18 protein-coding genes are annotated in these 17,781 nt (G+C 73.4%); 7 read left to right on the forward strand and 11 right to left on the reverse strand.

Going from position 1 to position 17,781, the window contains the following annotated elements; genetic code table 11:
- Positions 1-14 precede the first annotated feature (14 nt).
- Entirely contained in the window at positions 15-2,417 is a 2,403-nt protein-coding gene (gene ppsA / locus DEU31_RS00425; RefSeq protein WP_133674975.1) for a phosphoenolpyruvate synthase, read from the forward strand.
- Between the two features lie 112 nt (positions 2,418-2,529).
- Here ppsA and DEU31_RS00430 read toward each other — a convergent pair whose 3' ends face one another.
- Complete coding sequence (locus DEU31_RS00430; protein WP_133674977.1) at positions 2,530-2,913, reverse strand: hypothetical protein; 384 nt, start codon at positions 2,911-2,913, stop codon at positions 2,530-2,532.
- Positions 2,914-3,216: 303 nt separating this feature from the next.
- Positions 3,217-4,845 carry a nickel insertion protein gene (gene larC, locus DEU31_RS17235; RefSeq protein WP_133674979.1) on the reverse strand — a complete coding sequence of 543 codons (1,629 nt, stop codon included), beginning with the start codon at positions 4,843-4,845 and terminating at the stop codon, positions 3,217-3,219.
- Between the two features lie 71 nt (positions 4,846-4,916).
- Between larC and DEU31_RS00440 the strand changes: the two genes are divergently transcribed.
- From DEU31_RS00440 to DEU31_RS00455, 4 genes are all read left to right on the forward strand, one after another.
- On the forward strand, positions 4,917-6,686 hold the full coding sequence (locus DEU31_RS00440) for a bifunctional chorismate-binding protein/class IV aminotransferase (RefSeq protein WP_133674981.1): 1,770 nt from the start codon (positions 4,917-4,919) through the stop codon (positions 6,684-6,686).
- Positions 6,687-6,871: 185 nt separating this feature from the next.
- Complete coding sequence (locus DEU31_RS00445; protein WP_243733655.1) at positions 6,872-7,660, forward strand: hypothetical protein; 789 nt, start codon at positions 6,872-6,874, stop codon at positions 7,658-7,660.
- Positions 7,660-9,114, forward strand: coding sequence for a hypothetical protein (locus tag DEU31_RS00450; protein ID WP_133674983.1), 1,455 nt, complete (start codon positions 7,660-7,662; stop codon positions 9,112-9,114). Before DEU31_RS00445 ends, DEU31_RS00450 begins: the two co-directional genes overlap by 1 nt.
- Before the next feature lie 65 nt (positions 9,115-9,179).
- On the forward strand, positions 9,180-9,578 hold the full coding sequence (locus tag DEU31_RS00455; protein ID WP_133674985.1) for a hypothetical protein: 399 nt from the start codon (positions 9,180-9,182) through the stop codon (positions 9,576-9,578).
- Positions 9,579-9,620: 42 nt separating this feature from the next.
- On the opposite strand, the gene DEU31_RS00460 is transcribed toward DEU31_RS00455, so the two are convergent.
- The 4 genes from DEU31_RS00460 to DEU31_RS00475 all read right to left on the reverse strand — a co-directional run bounded on the left by DEU31_RS00460 (position 9,621) and on the right by DEU31_RS00475 (position 12,142).
- On the reverse strand, positions 9,621-10,283 hold the full coding sequence (locus DEU31_RS00460; RefSeq protein WP_133674987.1) for a carbonic anhydrase: 663 nt from the start codon (positions 10,281-10,283) through the stop codon (positions 9,621-9,623).
- A 136-nt stretch (positions 10,284-10,419) separates the two neighbouring features.
- Positions 10,420-11,361: a ribokinase gene (locus tag DEU31_RS00465; protein ID WP_133674989.1), complete on the reverse strand. Its 942-nt coding sequence runs from the start codon at positions 11,359-11,361 to the stop codon at positions 10,420-10,422.
- A 16-nt stretch (positions 11,362-11,377) separates the two neighbouring features.
- Positions 11,378-11,617: a TraR/DksA C4-type zinc finger protein gene (locus DEU31_RS00470; protein WP_269365062.1), complete on the reverse strand. Its 240-nt coding sequence runs from the start codon at positions 11,615-11,617 to the stop codon at positions 11,378-11,380.
- 102 nt (positions 11,618-11,719) lie between these two features.
- Positions 11,720-12,142 (reverse strand): VOC family protein, encoded by a 423-nt coding sequence (locus DEU31_RS00475; RefSeq protein ID WP_133674993.1) that lies wholly within the window; start codon positions 12,140-12,142, stop codon positions 11,720-11,722.
- Between the two features lie 141 nt (positions 12,143-12,283).
- Between DEU31_RS00475 and DEU31_RS00480 the strand changes: the two genes are divergently transcribed.
- Positions 12,284-13,507, forward strand: coding sequence for an MFS transporter (locus DEU31_RS00480; RefSeq protein ID WP_166649334.1), 1,224 nt, complete (start codon positions 12,284-12,286; stop codon positions 13,505-13,507).
- Positions 13,508-13,562: 55 nt separating this feature from the next.
- On the opposite strand, the gene DEU31_RS00485 is transcribed toward DEU31_RS00480, so the two are convergent.
- The 3 genes from DEU31_RS00485 to DEU31_RS00500 form a co-directional block, all read right to left on the reverse strand.
- Positions 13,563-13,859, reverse strand: a complete 297-nt coding sequence (locus DEU31_RS00485; RefSeq protein WP_133674995.1) for a hypothetical protein — start codon at positions 13,857-13,859, stop codon at positions 13,563-13,565.
- 283 nt (positions 13,860-14,142) lie between these two features.
- Positions 14,143-14,526, reverse strand: coding sequence for an aldo/keto reductase (locus DEU31_RS00495; RefSeq protein ID WP_133674997.1), 384 nt, complete (start codon positions 14,524-14,526; stop codon positions 14,143-14,145).
- A 25-nt stretch (positions 14,527-14,551) separates the two neighbouring features.
- Positions 14,552-15,316: an isocitrate lyase/phosphoenolpyruvate mutase family protein gene (locus DEU31_RS00500; protein WP_133674999.1), complete on the reverse strand. Its 765-nt coding sequence runs from the start codon at positions 15,314-15,316 to the stop codon at positions 14,552-14,554.
- 162 nt (positions 15,317-15,478) lie between these two features.
- On the opposite strand from DEU31_RS00500, the gene DEU31_RS00505 reads away from it, so the two are divergent.
- A complete protein-coding gene (locus DEU31_RS00505; RefSeq protein ID WP_133675001.1) occupies positions 15,479-16,303 on the forward strand; it encodes a TIM barrel protein in 825 nt (274 codons plus the stop codon).
- Between the two features lie 21 nt (positions 16,304-16,324).
- On the opposite strand, the gene DEU31_RS00510 is transcribed toward DEU31_RS00505, so the two are convergent.
- Both DEU31_RS00510 and DEU31_RS00515 read right to left on the reverse strand, forming a co-directional pair.
- Complete coding sequence (locus DEU31_RS00510; RefSeq protein WP_010552084.1) at positions 16,325-17,263, reverse strand: cation diffusion facilitator family transporter; 939 nt, start codon at positions 17,261-17,263, stop codon at positions 16,325-16,327.
- A complete protein-coding gene (locus tag DEU31_RS00515) occupies positions 17,260-17,706 on the reverse strand; it encodes a metalloregulator ArsR/SmtB family transcription factor (RefSeq protein WP_133675003.1) in 447 nt (148 codons plus the stop codon). Before DEU31_RS00515 ends, DEU31_RS00510 begins: the two co-directional genes overlap by 4 nt.
- Between the last annotated feature and the right edge of the window lie 75 nt (positions 17,707-17,781).

The raw sequence follows: 17,781 nt of genomic DNA on the forward strand, positions 1-17,781 counted from the left end.
CCGAAGGAGCAGCAATGACGCAGAGCATCCGTTGGTTCTCCGAGCTCGGCATGGCCGATCTCGAGCAGGTCGGAGGCAAGAACGCCTCCCTGGGCGAGATGGTCTCGAACCTCTCCGCCCTCGGGGTCGCGGTGCCCGACGGCTTCGCGACCACCGCCGACGCCTATCGCGAGTTCCTCGGCGCGACGGGCCTTGCCGAGCGGATCGACCAGCGGCTGCAGGGTCTGGACACCGACGACACGATCGCGCTCGCCGAGGCGGGCCGCGAGATCCGGGCGCTGGTCATCGAGCAGCCCTTCCCCTCCGCTCTCGAGGAGGGGATCCGGGGCGCCTACGAGAAGCTCGCCGCCGGCAGCGGCGAGGAGGCGTCCTTCGCGGTGCGCTCCTCGGCGACGGCCGAGGACCTGCCGGACGCGTCCTTCGCCGGGCAGCAGGAGACCTTCCTGAACGTGCGCGGCATCGACGACGTGCTGCTCGCGATCCGGGAGGTGTTCGCCTCGCTCTACAACGACCGGGCGATCGCCTACCGCGTCCACCACGACTTTGAGCACGCCGCGGTCGCGCTCAGCGCCGGCGTGCAGAAGATGGTCCGCTCCGACATCGGCTCCTCCGGCGTCATGTTCACCGTCGACACCGAGTCCGGCTTCGACCAGGCCGTGTTCATCACCTCCGCCTTCGGGCTCGGCGAGGGCGTGGTCCAGGGCGCGGTGAACCCCGACGAGTTCTACGTCCACAAGCCCGGGCTGCGCGAGGGCCGGCCCGCGATCCTCAAGCGGCAGGTGGGCGAGAAGGCCACCAAGATGATCTACACGACCGACACGGCCGTCGGCCGCACCACCGCCTTCGTCGACGTCGACCCCGCCGAGCGGGTCCGGCTGTCGCTGACCGACGAGCAGGTCACCGAGCTCGCGACCCAGGCGCTGGTCATCGAGGAGCACTACGGGCGGCCGATGGACATCGAGTGGGGACTCGACGGGGCCGACGGGAGGCTCTACATCCTCCAGGCCCGCCCCGAGACCGTGCAGTCCCGCGCCGGGAACACCGTGGAGAAGTACCTGCTGGCCTCCCGAGGCCCCGTCCGGGTGGAGGGTCGTGCGATCGGCGCCCGGATCGGCGCCGGCCCCGTCCGGGTGCTCGACACGATCGACCGCATGCACGAGTTCCAGCCCGGCGAGGTGCTCGTCGCGGACATGACCGACCCCGACTGGGAGCCGATCATGAAGCGCGCCAGCGCCATCGTCACCGACCGCGGCGGGCGCACCTGCCACGCCGCGATCATCGCCCGCGAGCTGGGGATCCCGGCCGTGGTCGGCACCGGCACCGCCTCCCGCGACCTGGCCGACGGGGACGAGGTCACCGTCTCCGCAGCCGAGGGCGACACCGGCTACGTGTACGAGGGGATCCTCGACTACTCGGTCTCCTCCTCCGAGGTCGACTCGATGCCGGCGCTGCCCACGAAGATCATGATGAACGTCGGCAACCCCGAACAGGCGTTCTCCTTCTCCCGCCTGCCGAACGCGGGGGTGGGTCTGGCGCGGCTGGAGTTCATCGTGAACCGCCAGATCGGCATCCACCCCCGCGCCCTGCTCGAGCTGGACCGGCTGGAGAAGGACGAGCCGGAGATCGCCGCGCAGGTGACGGAGCGGATCAGCGCCTACGAGGGGCCGCGCGAGTTCTTCGTCCAGCGCGTCGCCGAGGGCGTGGCGACCATCGCCGCGGCCTTCCACCCCGAGCCCGTGATCGTGCGGATGAGCGACTTCAAGTCCAACGAGTACGCGAACCTCCTGGCCGGCACGCTGTTCGAGCCGGAGGAGGAGAACCCGATGATCGGCTATCGCGGCGCCTCGCGCTACCTCTCGGAGGACTTCGCCGACTGCTTCGCGATGGAGTGCGAGGCGCTGCGGTACGTGCGCGAGGACATGGGGCTGACCAACGTCAAGCTCATGATCCCCTTCGTGCGCACCCCCGCCGAAGGGAAGGGCGTGATCGACCTGCTCGCGAGCCACGGGCTGGTGCGCGGGGAGAACGGGCTCGAGGTGATCATGATGTGCGAGATCCCCTCGAACGCCGCGGTGCCGGAGCTGTTCCTCGAGCACTTCGACGGCTTCTCGATCGGCTCGAACGACATGACCCAGCTGACGCTGGGCCTGGACCGCGACTCGGCGCTGGTCGCGGACTCCTTCGACGAGCGGGACCCGGCGGTGAAGTTCATGCTGGGCCGCGCGATCGAGGCGTGCCGTGCGGCGGGGAAGTACGTCGGCATCTGCGGGCAGGGCCCGTCGGACCACCCGGATCTCGCCGAATGGCTGCTCGAGCAGGGCATCGCCTCGATGTCCCTGAACCCGGACACGGTGGTGGACACGTGGCTGCGGCTGGCGAAGATGAGCGGCGGGCAGGGCGGCGGCGAGGTGGGCTGACGCTCTGACGCGTCGCGAGCTCCCCGGCGATCCGTCGCGCGGGGAGCTCGCGGCATGGTGGGCTAGGAGCGTTGCCGGGCGCGGTCGGGCCCTGCTCCGTCAGGCCGCTCCGTCAGGCTCGGTCCTCGTCCTCCGTCACGGGCAGCTCCCCGGTGCGGGTGGCGTGGCTGCCGCCGCTGGGCTGCGAGGTGACGGTGGTGAGCAGGAAGGCGCAGTCCTCGAGCGCCTCGACGGCGTGGCGGAAGTGGGTGAGCGCGTCGAGGTCGCCGGCGCGCAGCTCCGCCTCCTCCTGACCCGTCACGCGCACGCTGCCGCGCACCACCTGGATCGACGCGGCGGGCGGGGAGTTGTGCTCGGGCAGGCGCACGCCGCGACGCAGCGCGATGACGCTCTGGCGCAGCGGGCCGTCGCTCACCAGGACCTCCGCGTGGCGTCCGTTCTCGGCAGTGCGGGCCATGGTCATGGCCTTGGTGATCGCGTCGGGCAGGGCAGGCATGGGTCCTCCTCCTCGGGAGCGTCGTCGGGTCCTTCCCAGTATCTCGCGGGGGTCGGGGTGCCGCTGTGGAACGGGGGAAGTCGAGCCGGGCGATCGGCCGGGCGCGGCCCGAGGGCCGCTGGTCGTGACCGTCGGCGGAACGGCGTGTCGGGAACGAGCAGCGGTGCCGTCGAAGAAATCGGCGTACGTGACGTACACGATGTACGTGCTTTTCTGCAGCAGCCCTGCTGGTCGCTGTGGTCGCTGCTGTCGTTGGTGCCGTTGTCGTCGCGTGGGCGCGGGAGAGCGTCGGCACGGGCCGTGTCAGCTGGTCGAGAGGCCGGAGGCGGCCTCCTTGGCGAGGTCGAGCATGGTGCGCTCGCTGATGCCGAGGACGCGGGCCGCGGCGGCGACGTCGCGGAACTCGGGCTCTCGGCGCACGACGGCGCCGTCCTGGTCGCGGGCGATCTTCACGGCGATGCGCTGGCCGCGCACCTCGACCTCGGTGAACTCGCGGGTGCGGATGATCCGCTCGACCCGGTGCATCCGCACGCCGAGGGTGCCGGTGCGGTCCATGAGCAGGGCCGCGGTCGTGCCCTGCGAGCCCTCGCGGACCAGCGCGTGGATGGTCACCGCAGGGCGGCCGTGCTTCATCGAGATCGGGACGAGCCAGGCGTCCAGAGCGCCCGCGTCCAGCAGCTCCTCGAGGACGCGAGGCCAGAGACGAGGGTCGAGGTCGTCGACGTTCGCCTCGAGCTGGAGGGCGGAGGCGGGGGTGGCGTGGGCGTCGGGCGGGAGATCGTCGGCAGGCAGCTCGTTCGCGGCGAGGGTGCTGGGGACGGGGGCGAGGTCTGATGCCGCGGGATCGGCCGAGGCGGGATCGATTGTCCGCGGCGCGGTCGACCGGGGTGCGGTCGTCGGGAGCGCTGCGGAGGGTTGCCCGGCGGCGTGCGGCTCGGCGGTGAACGGGCGGCCGACGAGGACGCGGACGACGTTCGGGCGGCCCGGGGTGTCCTTCGTGCCGGCGCCGACGCCGAGCGCCTCGGTGACCAGCATCGGCTGCGGCCCGGCGGAGGAGGCGAGGCCGCGCAGGAGGGCGACGCCGGTGGGGGTGGCGAGCTCGCCGATGCCGGGGGCGACACCGGAGGGGACGCGCCGGCCGCCGTGCTCGTGCGGACCGCCCTGGGCGTGGGCGGGCAGGGCTGCGTCGGAGTCGGGGACGGGGACCGGGTCGTCCGAGTGTGGGTGGGCATGGCCGTGGTCGTGCCCGCGGTCTGCGCCGTGATGCTCATCGTGGCTGTGCGTGCGCGCGTCGGCGTGCGAGTGGCTGAGATCGTGACCGTGTGAGAGCGCATGCCCGCGCGGGGGGAGGATCTCCCCGGCGACCGTCGGCCAGCCGAGCGCGAGGCGGGCGACCGCCGGGACCGGGACGGGGATGTCGCCGTGCGCGGCGCGGATCCGGCCCGAGCCGACGGCGAGGACGCTGCCGGTGGCCTCCTCGATGCCGAGCTGCCGCCACGCCTCGCAGGCCCCGATCACGTCGGCCAGGGAGTCCAGCGCCCCGACCTCGTGGAAGTGGACCTCGTCGGCCGGGACCCCGTGGGTCGCGCCCTCCGCGTCGGCGAGGCGGCCGAAGACCGCCAGCGCCAGGTCGATCGTGCGCCCGGGGACCTCCGCATGGCTGCGCGCGTTCTCGAGCATCGCCCGGATCGAGGCCCAGGTGCGGTGCGGCGGGTCGTCGACCAACACCTCCACGTCGACCTTCACCGCGCGCTGCCCGCCGCGGTCCACGTCGGTGCGGACGAAGCGCACCGAGTCCGGGACCAGCGCGTCGAGCACCCGCTGGACGCCCGCGAGGTCCGCGCCGGCGTCGACGAGCGCGGCCAGCAGCATGTCGCCGGCGATCCCGGCGGTCGCGTCGACATAGGCGTTGCGGGGCGTGGCGGGATCCATGACCGGATCGTATCGGCACCGCCTCCGAGGACGGCACCGACGACGGGTCGTGGATCGGGCAGAATGCGGGGATGACCTCCGCTTCCGCCCCTGCGCCGCGTGCCCGGCTCGACGACCTCGTCGCGGGCACGACGCTGCAGTTCGGCCGCTTCGCGCGGGAGATCCGGGCGGAGCGGCCCGAGGAGGTGCGGCCCGCGCTCGCCGAGATCGAGCAGGCCGTCGCCGACGGCGCCTGGGCGGTGGTGATGATCGCCTACGAGGCCGCCGCCGGGCTCGACCCCGACGCACAGGTCCACGCCGGGCAGGACGGTCTGCCGCTGGTGTGGGCGGGGATCGCGGAGGCCCCGGACCCCGCCCCCGCCCCGCTCACCCCCGCGGGCGGGTACGCGCTCGAGCCCTGGCAGCCCGACTGGACCCGGGCCGAGCACGCCGAGGCGATCGCGGCCGTGCGGGCGGCGATCGCCGAGGGCGACACCTACCAGACGAACCTCACCACCCGGCTCCGCTCGCGCCTCGTCGGGGACCCCTACGGCCTCTACGGCGATCTCGCCCACCGCCAGCGTGGCGCCCACCACGCCTATCTCGAGCTCGGCCGCCACACCGTCGTCTCGGCGAGTCCCGAGACCTTCCTGACCTGGGACGGGAACGAGATCACCACCGCGCCGATGAAGGGCACCGCCCCGCGCACCGGCGATCCCGCGACGGACGAGGCGGCGCGGGAGATGCTCGCGGCGGGGGAGAAGGACCGCGCCGAGAACGTCATGATCGTGGACCTGCTGCGCAACGACATGGCCCGGATCAGCGAGCCCGGCAGCGTCGAGGTCACCGAGCTGCTCGGCGTCGAGGAGTACCCGACCCTGTTCCAGCTCGTCTCCCGCCTGCGCTCCCGGCCCCTGCCCGGCACCGGCCTCGCGGGCGTGCTCGGCGCGATGTTCCCCTGCGGCTCGATCACCGGCGCCCCGAAGCTCTCCACGATGGAGCTGATCAGGCGCCTCGAGGACACCCCGCGCGGCGTGTACTGCGGCGCGATCGGCGTCATCGCCCCGGGCAGCGAGGGGGAGCCCCCGCGGGCGAGCCTCTCCGTCGCGATCCGCACCGTCGTCATCGACCACGAGGCCGGCGGCGCCGCCACCTACGGCGCAGGCGGCGGCGTGACCTGGGGATCCACGGCCGACGGGGAGTACGACGAGCTGCTGGTCAAGGCCGCCGTGCTGCCGACGGGACAGCGGGAGCCCTTCGCGCTGCTGGAGACCTTCGCCGTGAGGGACGGCCGTGCGCAGCACCTCGAGCCCCATCTCGAGCGACTGCGCGGCTCGGCCGCGCGCTTCGGGATCGGGATCGACGAGGAGGCGCTGCAGGCCGCGCTCGGGCAGGTCGCCGCGCTCGAGGGCGAGCAGCTGGTGCGGCTGCGGCTGCGGCGCGACGGGAGCCTCTCCGCCGAACCCCGCCCGCTCACCGCCGCGCCGGAGCCGGTGCGGCTCGTGCTGGACGCGCAGCCCACCGATTTCCCCGTCGGGCTCAGCGCCCATAAGACGTCCGTGCGCGATCACTTCGATGCCGCCCGGGCACGGCACCCGGAGGCCGATGCCGTCATCCTCCGCGGGGCTCACGGACGCCTCGTCGAGACCACCATCGCGAGCCTCGCCCTGCGCGTGGACGGCACCTGGTGCACCCCGCCGCTCGCCGACGGCTGCCTCGACGGGGTGGGGCGGCGCCTCGCGCTCGAGGCCGGGGAGCTCGTGGAGCGGGAGCTGACGGCCTCCGACCTGGAGAAGGCGGAGGAGATCGCGGTGATCAGCTCCGCGCGCGGGTGGCGTCGGGCGGTGCTGGCGGAGGGCTGAGACGGGCCGGGCCGGCGGCGACCGGTGCGCCGTCGGCCGGGCGGGGGTCGGACGGCTCGTCGGATGTCGACGCGTCGGACGCCTGCCCGCCGCCTGTCCATGGGGAGTCCTCCCCATTCCCACCCCCGTCGGCCGCACCTAGCGTGCCCGGAGGAGTGGTGTGACGACGGGCGAGGGGGACGGCCATGGGGAATCGGGACGAGGACGAGCAGTCGAGGACGCCAGGGGCGGGGCCGCGGGTGACCGCGCTGCCCGGACCCTCGCGCCTGGTGCGGATCAGCGAGGGAGCCTTCGACCGGGTGCGTGCGCTCGCGCTCGGGGAGGAGCCCGCCCCCGAGCTCACCGAGGAGCAGGTCGTCGAGCTCGAGCTCGCCGGGCTCCTCGTCGACTCCCCGGACGACGAGGACGCCCTCGTCCTCGACCAGCACTGGGAGCAGCTGCTGCGCAGCGGGCTGCGCTCGCCGGTCGGCGCCGAGCTCGTCTGCGTCGACGGGGACCGCGGCTGGACCACCACCCTGCGGATCGCCGGGCGGTTCGTGCTGGTCATCGACCAGGAGCGCGAGGTCAGCGCCGACGAGACGACGATGCGGCTCGGCCGCCGCTCGAACGGTGTGCTGCTGGGCCTCGCGACGATCGAGCATCTCGGTGCGCTCGTGCGGGCCCTGGTCCCGCAGCGCCCCGCCTTCACCGACGCGGAGCCCGCCCCCGCCCCCGAGCACCTCGCCGACGCCCCATCGATCGCGCAGGTGCAGATGGTCGTGGTCTCCTCCCCGACCCCGGAGGAGACCACCGTCAGCGGCGGCTCCTGGTACGCGCTCGGACAGCACGGCGAGCAGCTCGCCCTGCTGGTCCCCGGCGAGGACGGCGCCGAGGTGCGCGAAGCCGCACCGGGCTCCCTCGCCGATGCGCTGTGCGCGAAGGTCATCGGCGCGATCGACCACGTCACCGCCCACGCCGCGGGGAGGGCCGCCTGATGAGCTTCCAGGGGATGGACACCGAGCAGGTCACCGGACAGTCCGAGGCGCTCGCCCGGGCGGCGCAGCGCCTCGAGGGACTGCTCGGCGAGCTCGACGGCAGCGTCCGGTCGGTCGCCTGGGTCGGCCCCGACGCCGACGCCTTCCGCGAGCAGTGGGGGAGCACCCATCGCGAGGGCGAGTCGCTCGTGATGCCCGGGCTCGAGGACCGCTCCCGCGAGCTGCAGCAGCACGTCGAGGAGCAGGACCGCGCCTCCGAGGACGGCGACGGCGGCTGGTTCGGCGACATGATGGACTGGCTGGGGGACACCGCCGGCGACGTCGTCGACGCGATCGGCGACGGCATGGACTGGCTCGGGGACCGCATCTCCGACGGCGCGGACTGGGTCGGCGACCGGATCGGCGAGGGCCTGGACTGGTTGGGCGATCGCGTCCAGGACGGGAAGGACCTGGTCAGCACCGCGATCGACGCCGTGCGGGACTTCGAGTGGCCGCGCTTCACCGAGGTGCTGGTCGACGGGGCCACGGGGCTGGTCCGCGGCGCGAACGGACTGGTCGAACTCGTGACCGGGGTGGACCACCACTGGGGCGACGACGGCACCGGCTACGCGGACGCGCCCGTCCCGGTCACCGGCGAGGAGTCCGGCCTGGTGCCCCCGAGCGACCTCTCCCAGATCATCGCGAACACCCAGCAGACCTACGGCGACAAGGAGACCGGCGAGGTCTCGATGAGCGTGGTCGGCAACCCGCCCACCGGCGTGATCGTCAACATCCCCGGCACGGAGCAGTGGGGGCTGAGCGCCGGGGACAACCCGATGGACCTCACCGGCAATGCGCTGCAGGCGGGCTCCGGCGGCTGGTCCGCCGGCTCCCAGGCGACGGCCGACGCGATCGCGCAGCTCTATGCGGACAACGACATCCCGCCCGGCACCCCGCTGATGCTCAACGGCCATTCGCAGGGCGGCATGATCGCCTCGAGTCTCGCCGCGAACGAGGACTTCGCCTCGCAGTACAACGTCACCAACGTCATGACCTACGGTTCGCCGGTGGACAACTACTCGGTCCCCTCGTCCGTGAACCAGCTGAACATCCAGCACGGGTCGGACCTCGTGCCCCGCATCGACGCCGAGGGCTCGTACACGGGGCCGATCGTGCCGGGGCCCAAGGGCATCCCGATCCCGCTGCCGGTCCCGAACCCCTCCGAGCTGCTCGCGAACCAGAACATCGGCTCCGGCAGCACCACCACGGTGACGCTCGACAGCCCCGGCTCGAACATCTTCGACGTCGGCACCAACCACAGCGGCGCCGAGTACCAGAACTCCGTCCAGACCCAGCTGCAGGACCCGAACTCGGCGCTCTCCCAGTACAACCGGGACCCGAGCCTCGCACCCTTCCTCACCGGAGATCCCGGCAACGTCCAGCACTACAGCTCTGGCGTGCACCGTGAGAACTGAGGCGGCGCGCGGTGACGGTGGGGGATGATGGGCCGATGAGAGGCGTCGGCCGCAGAGGAGTGCTCGTGGGGATCGTGGGAAGCCTGCTCGCCGCCTGCGGACTCGGCGGGCGCAGCGACGTCGGCGCCGTGCAGGACGCGCTGCGCACCGCCGTCGAGGCGCTGCCCGAGCACCGGGGCGGGCTCGTGCAGTTCCAGGACTCCACCAGCGCCGGCACCACCATCGGCGGGGTGCTCGTGCTGGAGGGGGAGGACCGGGCCGGCGTCGAGAAGTCCCTGCTCACGGTGCTGGAGACCGTCTCCCGGACCTACCGCGAGCAGCCCGGGGTGCGACGGGCCTTCGTGCGGATCGAGGCGCATCCCGAGGGCGATGCCGCCCTGCGGGTGCTCGCCGCGGATGTGGTCGAGCCCTCCTCCGGCGCGAACGTCACCACCGACGACCTCGAGGCGCAGCTCGGCGGCTGAACGCCCTGCTCAGCGGGCGGTGCCGCTCAGAGACGGTGCCGATCAGCGGGCGACGTCGAGCCGGCCCACCCAGGAGATCGGGGAGACCCGGCCCTCCTCGAGCTGGTACTGGCAGCCGACGATCCCGAGCCGCCCCTCGGCGACCGCGTCGGAGATGACGGTGGACTGGCGCATGAGGGCGTTGACCGTCTCGTCGAGGTGGCGACGGCCCACGGCGTCCACGTCGATGAGCGAGGGGTCGACGTAGGGGCTGACCTGCTGGGTCGCGAACCACTCCTGCTGCACGGCCGGGCGGATCTCCTCGAGCTCCTTGCGGATCGCGGGGGTGACCTCGCTGGGGTTCGCGGTGGTCTGGTCGATCGCGGCCTTCACCGCGCCGCAGGAGCCGTGGGCGAGCACCACGATGACGGCGACGCCGAGCTCCGCGACCGCGAACTCCATGGTCGCGACCGTGTTCTCGTTCGCGATCTGGCCGATGTTGCGCACCACGAAGAGGTCGCCCAGGCCGCAGTCGAAGAGGATCTCCGCTGCGACGCGCGAGTCGGAGCAGCCCAGGAACGCCGCGTTCGGCGCCTGCGCCCCGGTCAGCTCGGAGCGACGGGCCGCGTTCTGCTGCGGGTGACGCAGCTCCCCGGCCATGAACCTCTCGTTCCCCTCGGCGAGGGCATCCCAGGCCTGCTGGACGGTGACGCGGGGAGTAGTCATGGGGGCGATCCTTCGTGGTGGGGTCCGCCGGGCGGGTCCGCTCGGCGCAGGGGCGCGACCTCGCGGGCTCACGCCCCGCCGCAGGATACTCCCGCGTCCGCTCCGGCTCCGTGGCGTCCGCCGTGAGGGCGTCGCCTCAGGCCTCTTGCAGCGGCGGGAGCGCGTCGGCCGCGGTGGGATAGCTGGGCTGGGCGCCCTCGCCGGTCGCGGCGAAGGCGCCGACGCGGGAGGCGAGGCGGGCGGCGGTGGCGAGATCGTCGCCGCGGGCGAGCCCGAGCGCGAGCGCGCCGATGAAGGCGTCGCCGGAGCCGGTGGTGTCCACGGCCTCGACCGGGGCGGGCGGGATGCGGCGCACGCCGGCCTGGTCGGCGACCAGCGAGCCGTCCGCGCCGAGGGTGAGGACGGCCGACGGGATCCCCGCCGCGCGCAGGGCGGCGACGACGGCCTCCGGGTCCTCGGGCGCCTCCTGGTCCGGGGCGAGCTGGGCGAGGACGAGCCCGGCCTCGTGCTGGTTCACGACCAGTGGGTCCGAGGCGCGCAGCACTGCCGGATCCAGCTCCATCACCGGTGCGGGGTTGTGGAGGAACCGGCCCCTGACCAGGGCGGGCAGCGCCTCGATGCCGTCCCGCGGGATCTCCCCCTGGCACACGACGATGCGCGCTGCGGAGATGACCTCGGCCGCGGCCCGCACTCGGCCGGCGCCCATGGCATCGTTCGCGCCCGCGATGACGACGATCGAGTTCTCGCCGTCCTCCGCGACCGTCACGATCGCCAGTCCCGTCGGCCCCTCGATCTCCGCGACATGGCCGAGGTCGACGCCGGCCTCGCGCATCGCGGACAGCGCCGCCTCCGCCTGGACGTCGGAGCCGACGGCACCCACCATCGCGACCCGTGCGCCGAGGCGCGCGGCGGCGACGGCCTGGTTCGCGCCCTTGCCGCCGGGGAGCATCTGCCCGCCCGTGCCATGCAGCGTCTCCCCGGGCCGGGGATGGCGCTGCACCTGCGCAAGGAGGTCGACGTTCACGGAGCCGACGACGACGATCGTGCCGTCGGGCGAGGAGGCGGTCGCAGCGGTCATGACGGGAAGCCTACGGTCAGGCGGCGTGGTCCACGCAGGTCCTCGCCGTCGGCCGGACCTCGAGGCGGGCGCGCGGGATCGGCCGGGCGCACACCTCGCAGATGCCGTAGCTGCCGTCCTCGAGCCGCTGCTCGGCGGCGTCGAGATCGACGAGGTGCTGCTCGGCACCGGCCAGCAGAGCCTCGGTGCGGGAGCGGTCCACGGCGGTGGTCTGCCCCTCGGGGTCGTGCTCGTCGTCGGTCGAGGTCAGCGCCATCCCGTCGAGGATCGCGGCGTGGTCGCGCCGCAGCGCCCCGATCCGCTCGTGGGTGCGGGTGCGTTCGGCCTCGAGCAGGGCGCGGAGGTCGTCGGAGACCGCTCAGCCCTCGCTGCCGGAGATGTTGACCTGCCACACGATGCCGAAGCGGTCGGTGAAGGCGCCGTAGACATCGCCCCACATCTGCTTCTCGAGCGGCATCGTGATCTCGCCGCCCACGGACAGCTTCTCGTATGCGCCGCGCAGCACCGCCTCGTCATCGCCCATCAGGGAGAGGGTGACGTTGGTGCCGCGGGTGTACTCGCCCATCCCCTCGATCACGTCGGAGGCGTACAGGCGGATCAGGTCGGTGACCTCGAGCGAGCCGTGCATGATCTTGTCGGCGGAGGGGTCGCCCTCGGGAACGGCCTGGAACTCCCCGAAGGTGGCGAACTGGGGCGTGGCCCCGAGGGCCTCGCCGTAGAACTCGAACGCCTCGCGGGCGTTGCCGTCGAAGTTGAGGTAGGGATGCAGTGCAGCGGGCATGGCGGACGTCCTCCTCGGCGTCGGCGCCGGATCGTTGCCGGGCGCTCGGGGAGAGCGTAGGCCTGCGGGCCGACAGTCCACCAGGGGCGATGCGACGGACGGCCCGTGACCTGCGGTCGCCCCCTGCGTACGCTCGTCCGCGTGCCCTCCTCGCCCACGCTCTCCCTGCGCCGACGCCGCTTCGCGCTCTACGCCCTGTTCCTGCTGCCGGGCCTGAGCATGTCCGGCTGGGTCACCCGCACCCCCGCGGTGCGTGACCTGCTGGACGCCTCGACCGCGCAGATGGGGCTGGTGCTCTTCGGACTCTCGATCGGGTCGATGCTCGGGATCCTCTCCTCCGGACCGCTCGTGATGCGGCTCGGCACCCGGCCCGTGGTGCTCGCGGGCTCGACGCTGGTGGTCGTCGCGCTGCCGACCATCGCGCTCGGCGCCTCGATAGGACAGCCGCTCCTCACCGCCTTCGGCCTCGCGCTGTTCGGCGGCGGGATGGGCGGGGGAGAGGTCGCGATGAACGTCGAGGGTGCGGACGTCGAGAGGCTCGGCGGGCGCTCCTTCCTCCCGTCCCTGCACGGCTGCTTCAGCCTCGGCACCGTGATCGGCGCGGTGCTCGGCATCCTCGCCAACGGCACGGGCTTCCCGGTGGTGCCGCATCTCGTCGCCACCGCCGCGGTCGGCGCGGGGCTGCTGCTGTGGGCGATGCGCGCGATCCCCGTCGGGACGGGGAGGGTCACCGCCGCCGAGCGCGCCGCGCAGGCCGCGACACCGCGGCCCGCGATCTGGAAGGACCTGCGGCTGGTGTGCATCGGCGGGGTCGTGCTCGCGATGGCGCTCGCCGAGGGCACCGCCAACGACTGGCTGCCGCTGATCATGGTCGACGGGCACGGCTTCGGCGCGACCATGGGCTCGCTCGTGTTCGCCCTGTTCGCGGCCTCGATGACGATCGGCCGCTTCTCCGGCGGGCCGATCGTGGAGCGCGTCGGCCGCTCCCGCGTGCTCCTGGTCAGTGCCCTGTTCGCCGCGACCGGCCTCGCGCTCATCGCCTATGTGGACAGCCAGGTCGTGGCCGTCGTCGCCGTCGTGCTGTGGGGGCTCGGCGCCTCCCTCGGCTTCCCGCTCGCGCTCTCCGCCGCCGGGGACTCCGGCCCGGACTCCGCCGCGCGCGTCGCCCTCGCCTCGGTGATCGGCTATCTCGCCTTCCTCGTCGGCCCGCCGACGCTCGGGTTCCTCGGCGAGGAGATCGGGCTGCGCGGCGCGCTCGTCGTCCCCCTCGCGGTCGCGCTCCTCGCGGCGGTGCTCAGCCCCGCCACCGCGTCCCGTCGGCCGACGGCGGAGGAGCAGCTGGGGAGCGTCGCGGACGTGCGCTGAGGGGCAGCGGTGTCGCCGGCGCTCTCACCGCTGCCGACGCACGCCCCTCCTCGCCTCAGCCCGCGAACAGCCCGCTGAGGTCGACCTCCGAGCCGATCCATCCGGCGCTGGCGGCCAGGAGGAGCCCACCGGCGAGGATCCAGCCCAGCATGGCCAGCAGGTTCAGGAGGATCCCCCAGCCGGCGCGGCCGCGGGCGAAGGGCTCGTCCCCGCGGGACATGAACCCGAGGACCAGCCCGAGGACCGGAGCGATCAGCGTCCATCCCGCCAGCAGCGAGCAGATCCCGAGCAGCAGGCTCGCGGTGCCCTTGCCGGTGCCGTGGTGGACGGCGGGTGCGTAGGTGGCGGTCATGGGATGCCCTCCTGGTGATCGATGCGCGCCCAGATCCCTGAGCGTGGTTGCCAGCGTAGGAACGGGGCGGGGGCCGACGGATCGGACCGCGGGATGGCGGAGGGTCCCCCTGCGGTCTGATCTGCGCGAGGGCCCTGGTCGCCGCAGGGTCGTCGGGCTACCGTGACGGGACCGACCAGTAGGCCGCTGCTCATGGATCGCACCCAGGTGCCGGACGAGCCGCTCTACGTCCTCGCCGACCCGGAGGGCCACCCGTTCTGCCTGCTGGTGGGGTGAGCCGTCGTCACCAGGCGTAGGCCTCCGGGGCCGGACCACCCGGGCCGGGGAGGATCTCGTCGAGAGCCGCGAGGTCGTCCTCGGACAGCGCGATGTCGACCGCCTCGATCGCGGAGTCCAGCTGCTCGATGGTGCGCGGGCCGATGATCGGACCGAGCACGCCCGGGCGGTGCAGCAGCCAGGCGAGCGCGACCTGGCCGGGGGCGAGATCCCGGTCCTCGCAGAAGGCCTCCCAGCGGTCCCGCTGCGCGGTGAGCGCCCCTTGTGGTCCTTCCCGCCGTACACGTCGGCGGTGTCGATGAAGGTCACGCCCTGCTCGAGGGCGCGGTCCAGGATCGCGAGCAGGATCCGCTGCGGGAGACCCTATTCCCGGCGGGTGGTGGAGGACCAGGGCCGCCCGGTCCGTGGAGTGCCGCTCAGCGCCAGGCCGCGGTGACCTCGTCGAGGTGGGCGCCCAGGGCCGCCTGCAGCAGCGGGCCGAAGCTGACGCGGCGCACGCCGAGCTCCGATAGTCGGGCGAGGGTCAGGCCGTCCGGGATCGCACCCTTCACCGGGTGCGCGGTGACGTTCAGCGGAGTGCTCACCGCCGCGAGCAGCGCCTCGAGCGTCGCGGTGTCCGGCACGCCCACCGGGTAGAGCGAGTCCGCCCCCGCCTTCTCGAGCAGGTTCAGCCGCGTGATCGCCTCGGCGAGCCGGTCCGGGATCTGCTCGTCGGTCGTGAACACGTCGGTGCGGGCGTTGATCACCAGGTGCACCCCGGCCTCGTCGGCCGCCCGGCGGATCCCCGCGATGTAGTCGGCGTGCTCCTGCGCTCCGCGCAGCCGACCCTCGGAGTGGACGGTGTCCTCGATGTTGACGCCGACGGCCCCCGCCTCCAGCACTCGCTCGACGAGCTCGGCGGGGGCGGTGTCGTAGCCGGACTCCATGTCCGCCGAGACGGGTGCGTCCACGGCCCGGGTGATGCGGGCGATGCCGGCGAGGGCCTCGTCGAGGCTCATCTGCTCGCCGTCGCCGGAGCCCAGCGAGTCGGCGAGGGGGTGGCTGCCGATGGTCAGCGCCTCGAAGCCGGCCTCGACGGCGGCACGGGCCGACCAGGCGTCCCACACGGTGGGGAGCACGACGGGGGCAGGCTGGTGATGGAGGGCGAGCAGGGTCTCGGCGCGTGCGCTCAGCTTTGTCATGCGGCCAGGACACTCCACCCGGGACGAGCGGTCAAGGGCCGTCGGCGCGTCGCGCTCGGGCGGTGCACGCCCGTCGGCCGCAGCATCGGCACCCGCCCTGCGCGGCGTCGCTCCGTGCGCCATGATGGGCGGATCCGCCCGACGCCGATCGCTGGAGATCCCATGGCCCTCGCCCTCGACCCCACGCCTGCTCTGCACACCTGGTCGCTGTTCCGCACGATGGGCCGCTACGTCGCCCCCGGATCGGCGCCCTCCGGAGCGCTCGCGGAGAACACCGACGGCGGGGGCCTGCCGCTGCTCGAACTGCCGGCGCAGCTCGCGGCGCACGGGTTCGCGAGCGCCCAGCTGTGCCACTTCTACCTCCCCACCACAGAGGCGTCCTATCTCGCGGAGCTGCGCGCCGCCTTCGACGCGGCGGGCGTCGACCTCGAGGTGCTGCTGGTGGACGACGGGGACGTGGTCCATCCCGAGCACGGTCGTGAGCAGCAGCGCTGGCTGGGCAGCTGGCTCGACGTCGCCGAGCAGCTCGGGACGCCGCGGGTGCGGGTGCCCGCCGGTGACCAGCTCCCGAGCGAGGAGACCCTCGCCCTCAGCGCCGCGCGGCTGCGGGAGCTCGCCGCCGAGCACCCGGACCTGCGCGTGCTCACCGAGAACTGGCGCGGCCTGCTCGTGGACGCGGCCGCGACACGGCGTCTGCTGGAGCTGCTCGAGGGCGAGGTGGGGCTGCTCGTCGACACCGGCAACTGGGACGGCGAGGACAAGTACCGCCAGATCGCGGCGGTCGCCGGCCAGGCGGAGTGCTCCCAGGTCAAGGCACGGGAATTCGCCCCCGGAGTGCTCGACGAGGCCGACCTCGAGCAGTCCTTGGAGGTGCTCGCCGAGGCCGGGTACGCCGGTCGGCTCTCCCTCGTCTACGCGGGCAGCGACGACGACGAGTGGGGTCGACTCGCGCAGATGCAGGAGATCGTCCGGCGCGCGCTCGACTGAGGGCTCGGGGCCTCGTCGGCCTCAGGCGTGCAGGGTGCGGGCCGCCTCGCGGGCGTGCACGTCGGGGCTCTCCATCTGGATGGTCGCGTGCTCGAAGGCGACGGGGAAGTGGGTGCGCACGCACTCGTGGACCTCCTCGAGGATCTCCATCGCATGCGAGGAGCCGAAGCACTCCTCGGCCACCACCACGTGCGCGGAGAGGATCGGCAGGCTGCTGCCGACGTTGGAGGCGTGCAGGTCGTGGACGTCCTGGACGTGCTCGAGGGCCAGCAGGTGCTCGCGCACCTCGTCGAGGTCCACGCCCTCGGGGGTGTACTCCATGAGGATCCGCAGGGTGTCGCGCAGGATCCGCACCGCGCGCGGCACGATCAGCGCCGCGATGAACAGGCCCGCGAGCGCGTCGGCCTGCTGGAAGCCGGTGCAGCGGATGACCAGCGCCGCGACGATCACGCCGAGGGAGCCGAGCGCATCGTTGGCGACCTCGAGGAAGGCGGCCTTCATGTTCAGGCTGGTGTCCTTGCCGCCGGCGAGCACGAGGATCGCCACCAGGTTCACCGCGAGCCCGACCGCGCCGAAGACGAGCAGCTCCGTCGAGGCGATCTCGGGCGGGGAGGCGAGGCGGCGCAGCCCCTCGATCGCGGTGTAGGTGCCGACGACGATCAGCAGCGTCGCCTGGGCGAGCGCGGCGAGCACCTCGATCCGGGCGAAGCCCCAGGTGCGGGCGGGGCTCGCGGGACGCAGCAGCATCGTCGCGGCGATCAGCGCGACCAGCAGCCCGGAGGCGTCCACGAGCGCGTGCGCCGTATCGGTCAGCAGGGCGAGGGAGCCCGTGACCACGCTGCCGACCGCCTGGGCGAGGACGATCAGGGCCGTCAGCCCGAAGGCGATCGCGAGGCGGATACGGCCGGTGGTCGGGGAGGCGTGGCTGTGACCATGGCCGTGAGTGTGCGAGGCGGTCATCGGGGGCCGGCCTCGCCGAGCGGGATGCCGTCGTCGGGCGGGCCGCTCGCGTCGAGCGGGTCGCCTTCGTCGGCCGGGCCGCCGCCGACGCGCGGGTCGTGCAGGTGCTCGTGGACCGTCGGTGCCGCGCCTGCGCCGGACAGCATCGTGGCGGCGAGGGCGAGCAGGGAGCGCAGCCGCTCCGGATCGGTGAGCGAGAACCAGGAGGCACGGCCCTCGCTGCGGCTGCTGATCAGCCCGCAGTCCCGCAGGCAGGCCAGGTGCTTGCTGACCGTCGACTGGGCCAGGTGCAGGTGGTCGACCAGGTCCCGCACCCGGTGCTCCCCGGTGGAGAGGTGCTGGAGCAGCGCGAGTCGGGTCGGCTCGGCCAGGGCGTGGAAGAGCGCGGCCTGGGACTCGTCCACGTCGAAGAGCGGGGGAGAGGATTCCATCGGCATCGCCATGCGGCGATCATATCGATGATTGACGATGAATGGGAGGGGTGCGGCACGGGGGGGGGGCTCGCGGCGACTTCCGTG

Source organism: Brachybacterium sp. AG952 (genome assembly GCF_004362645.1).
Lineage (GTDB): Bacteria > Actinomycetota > Actinomycetes > Actinomycetales > Dermabacteraceae > Brachybacterium > Brachybacterium conglomeratum.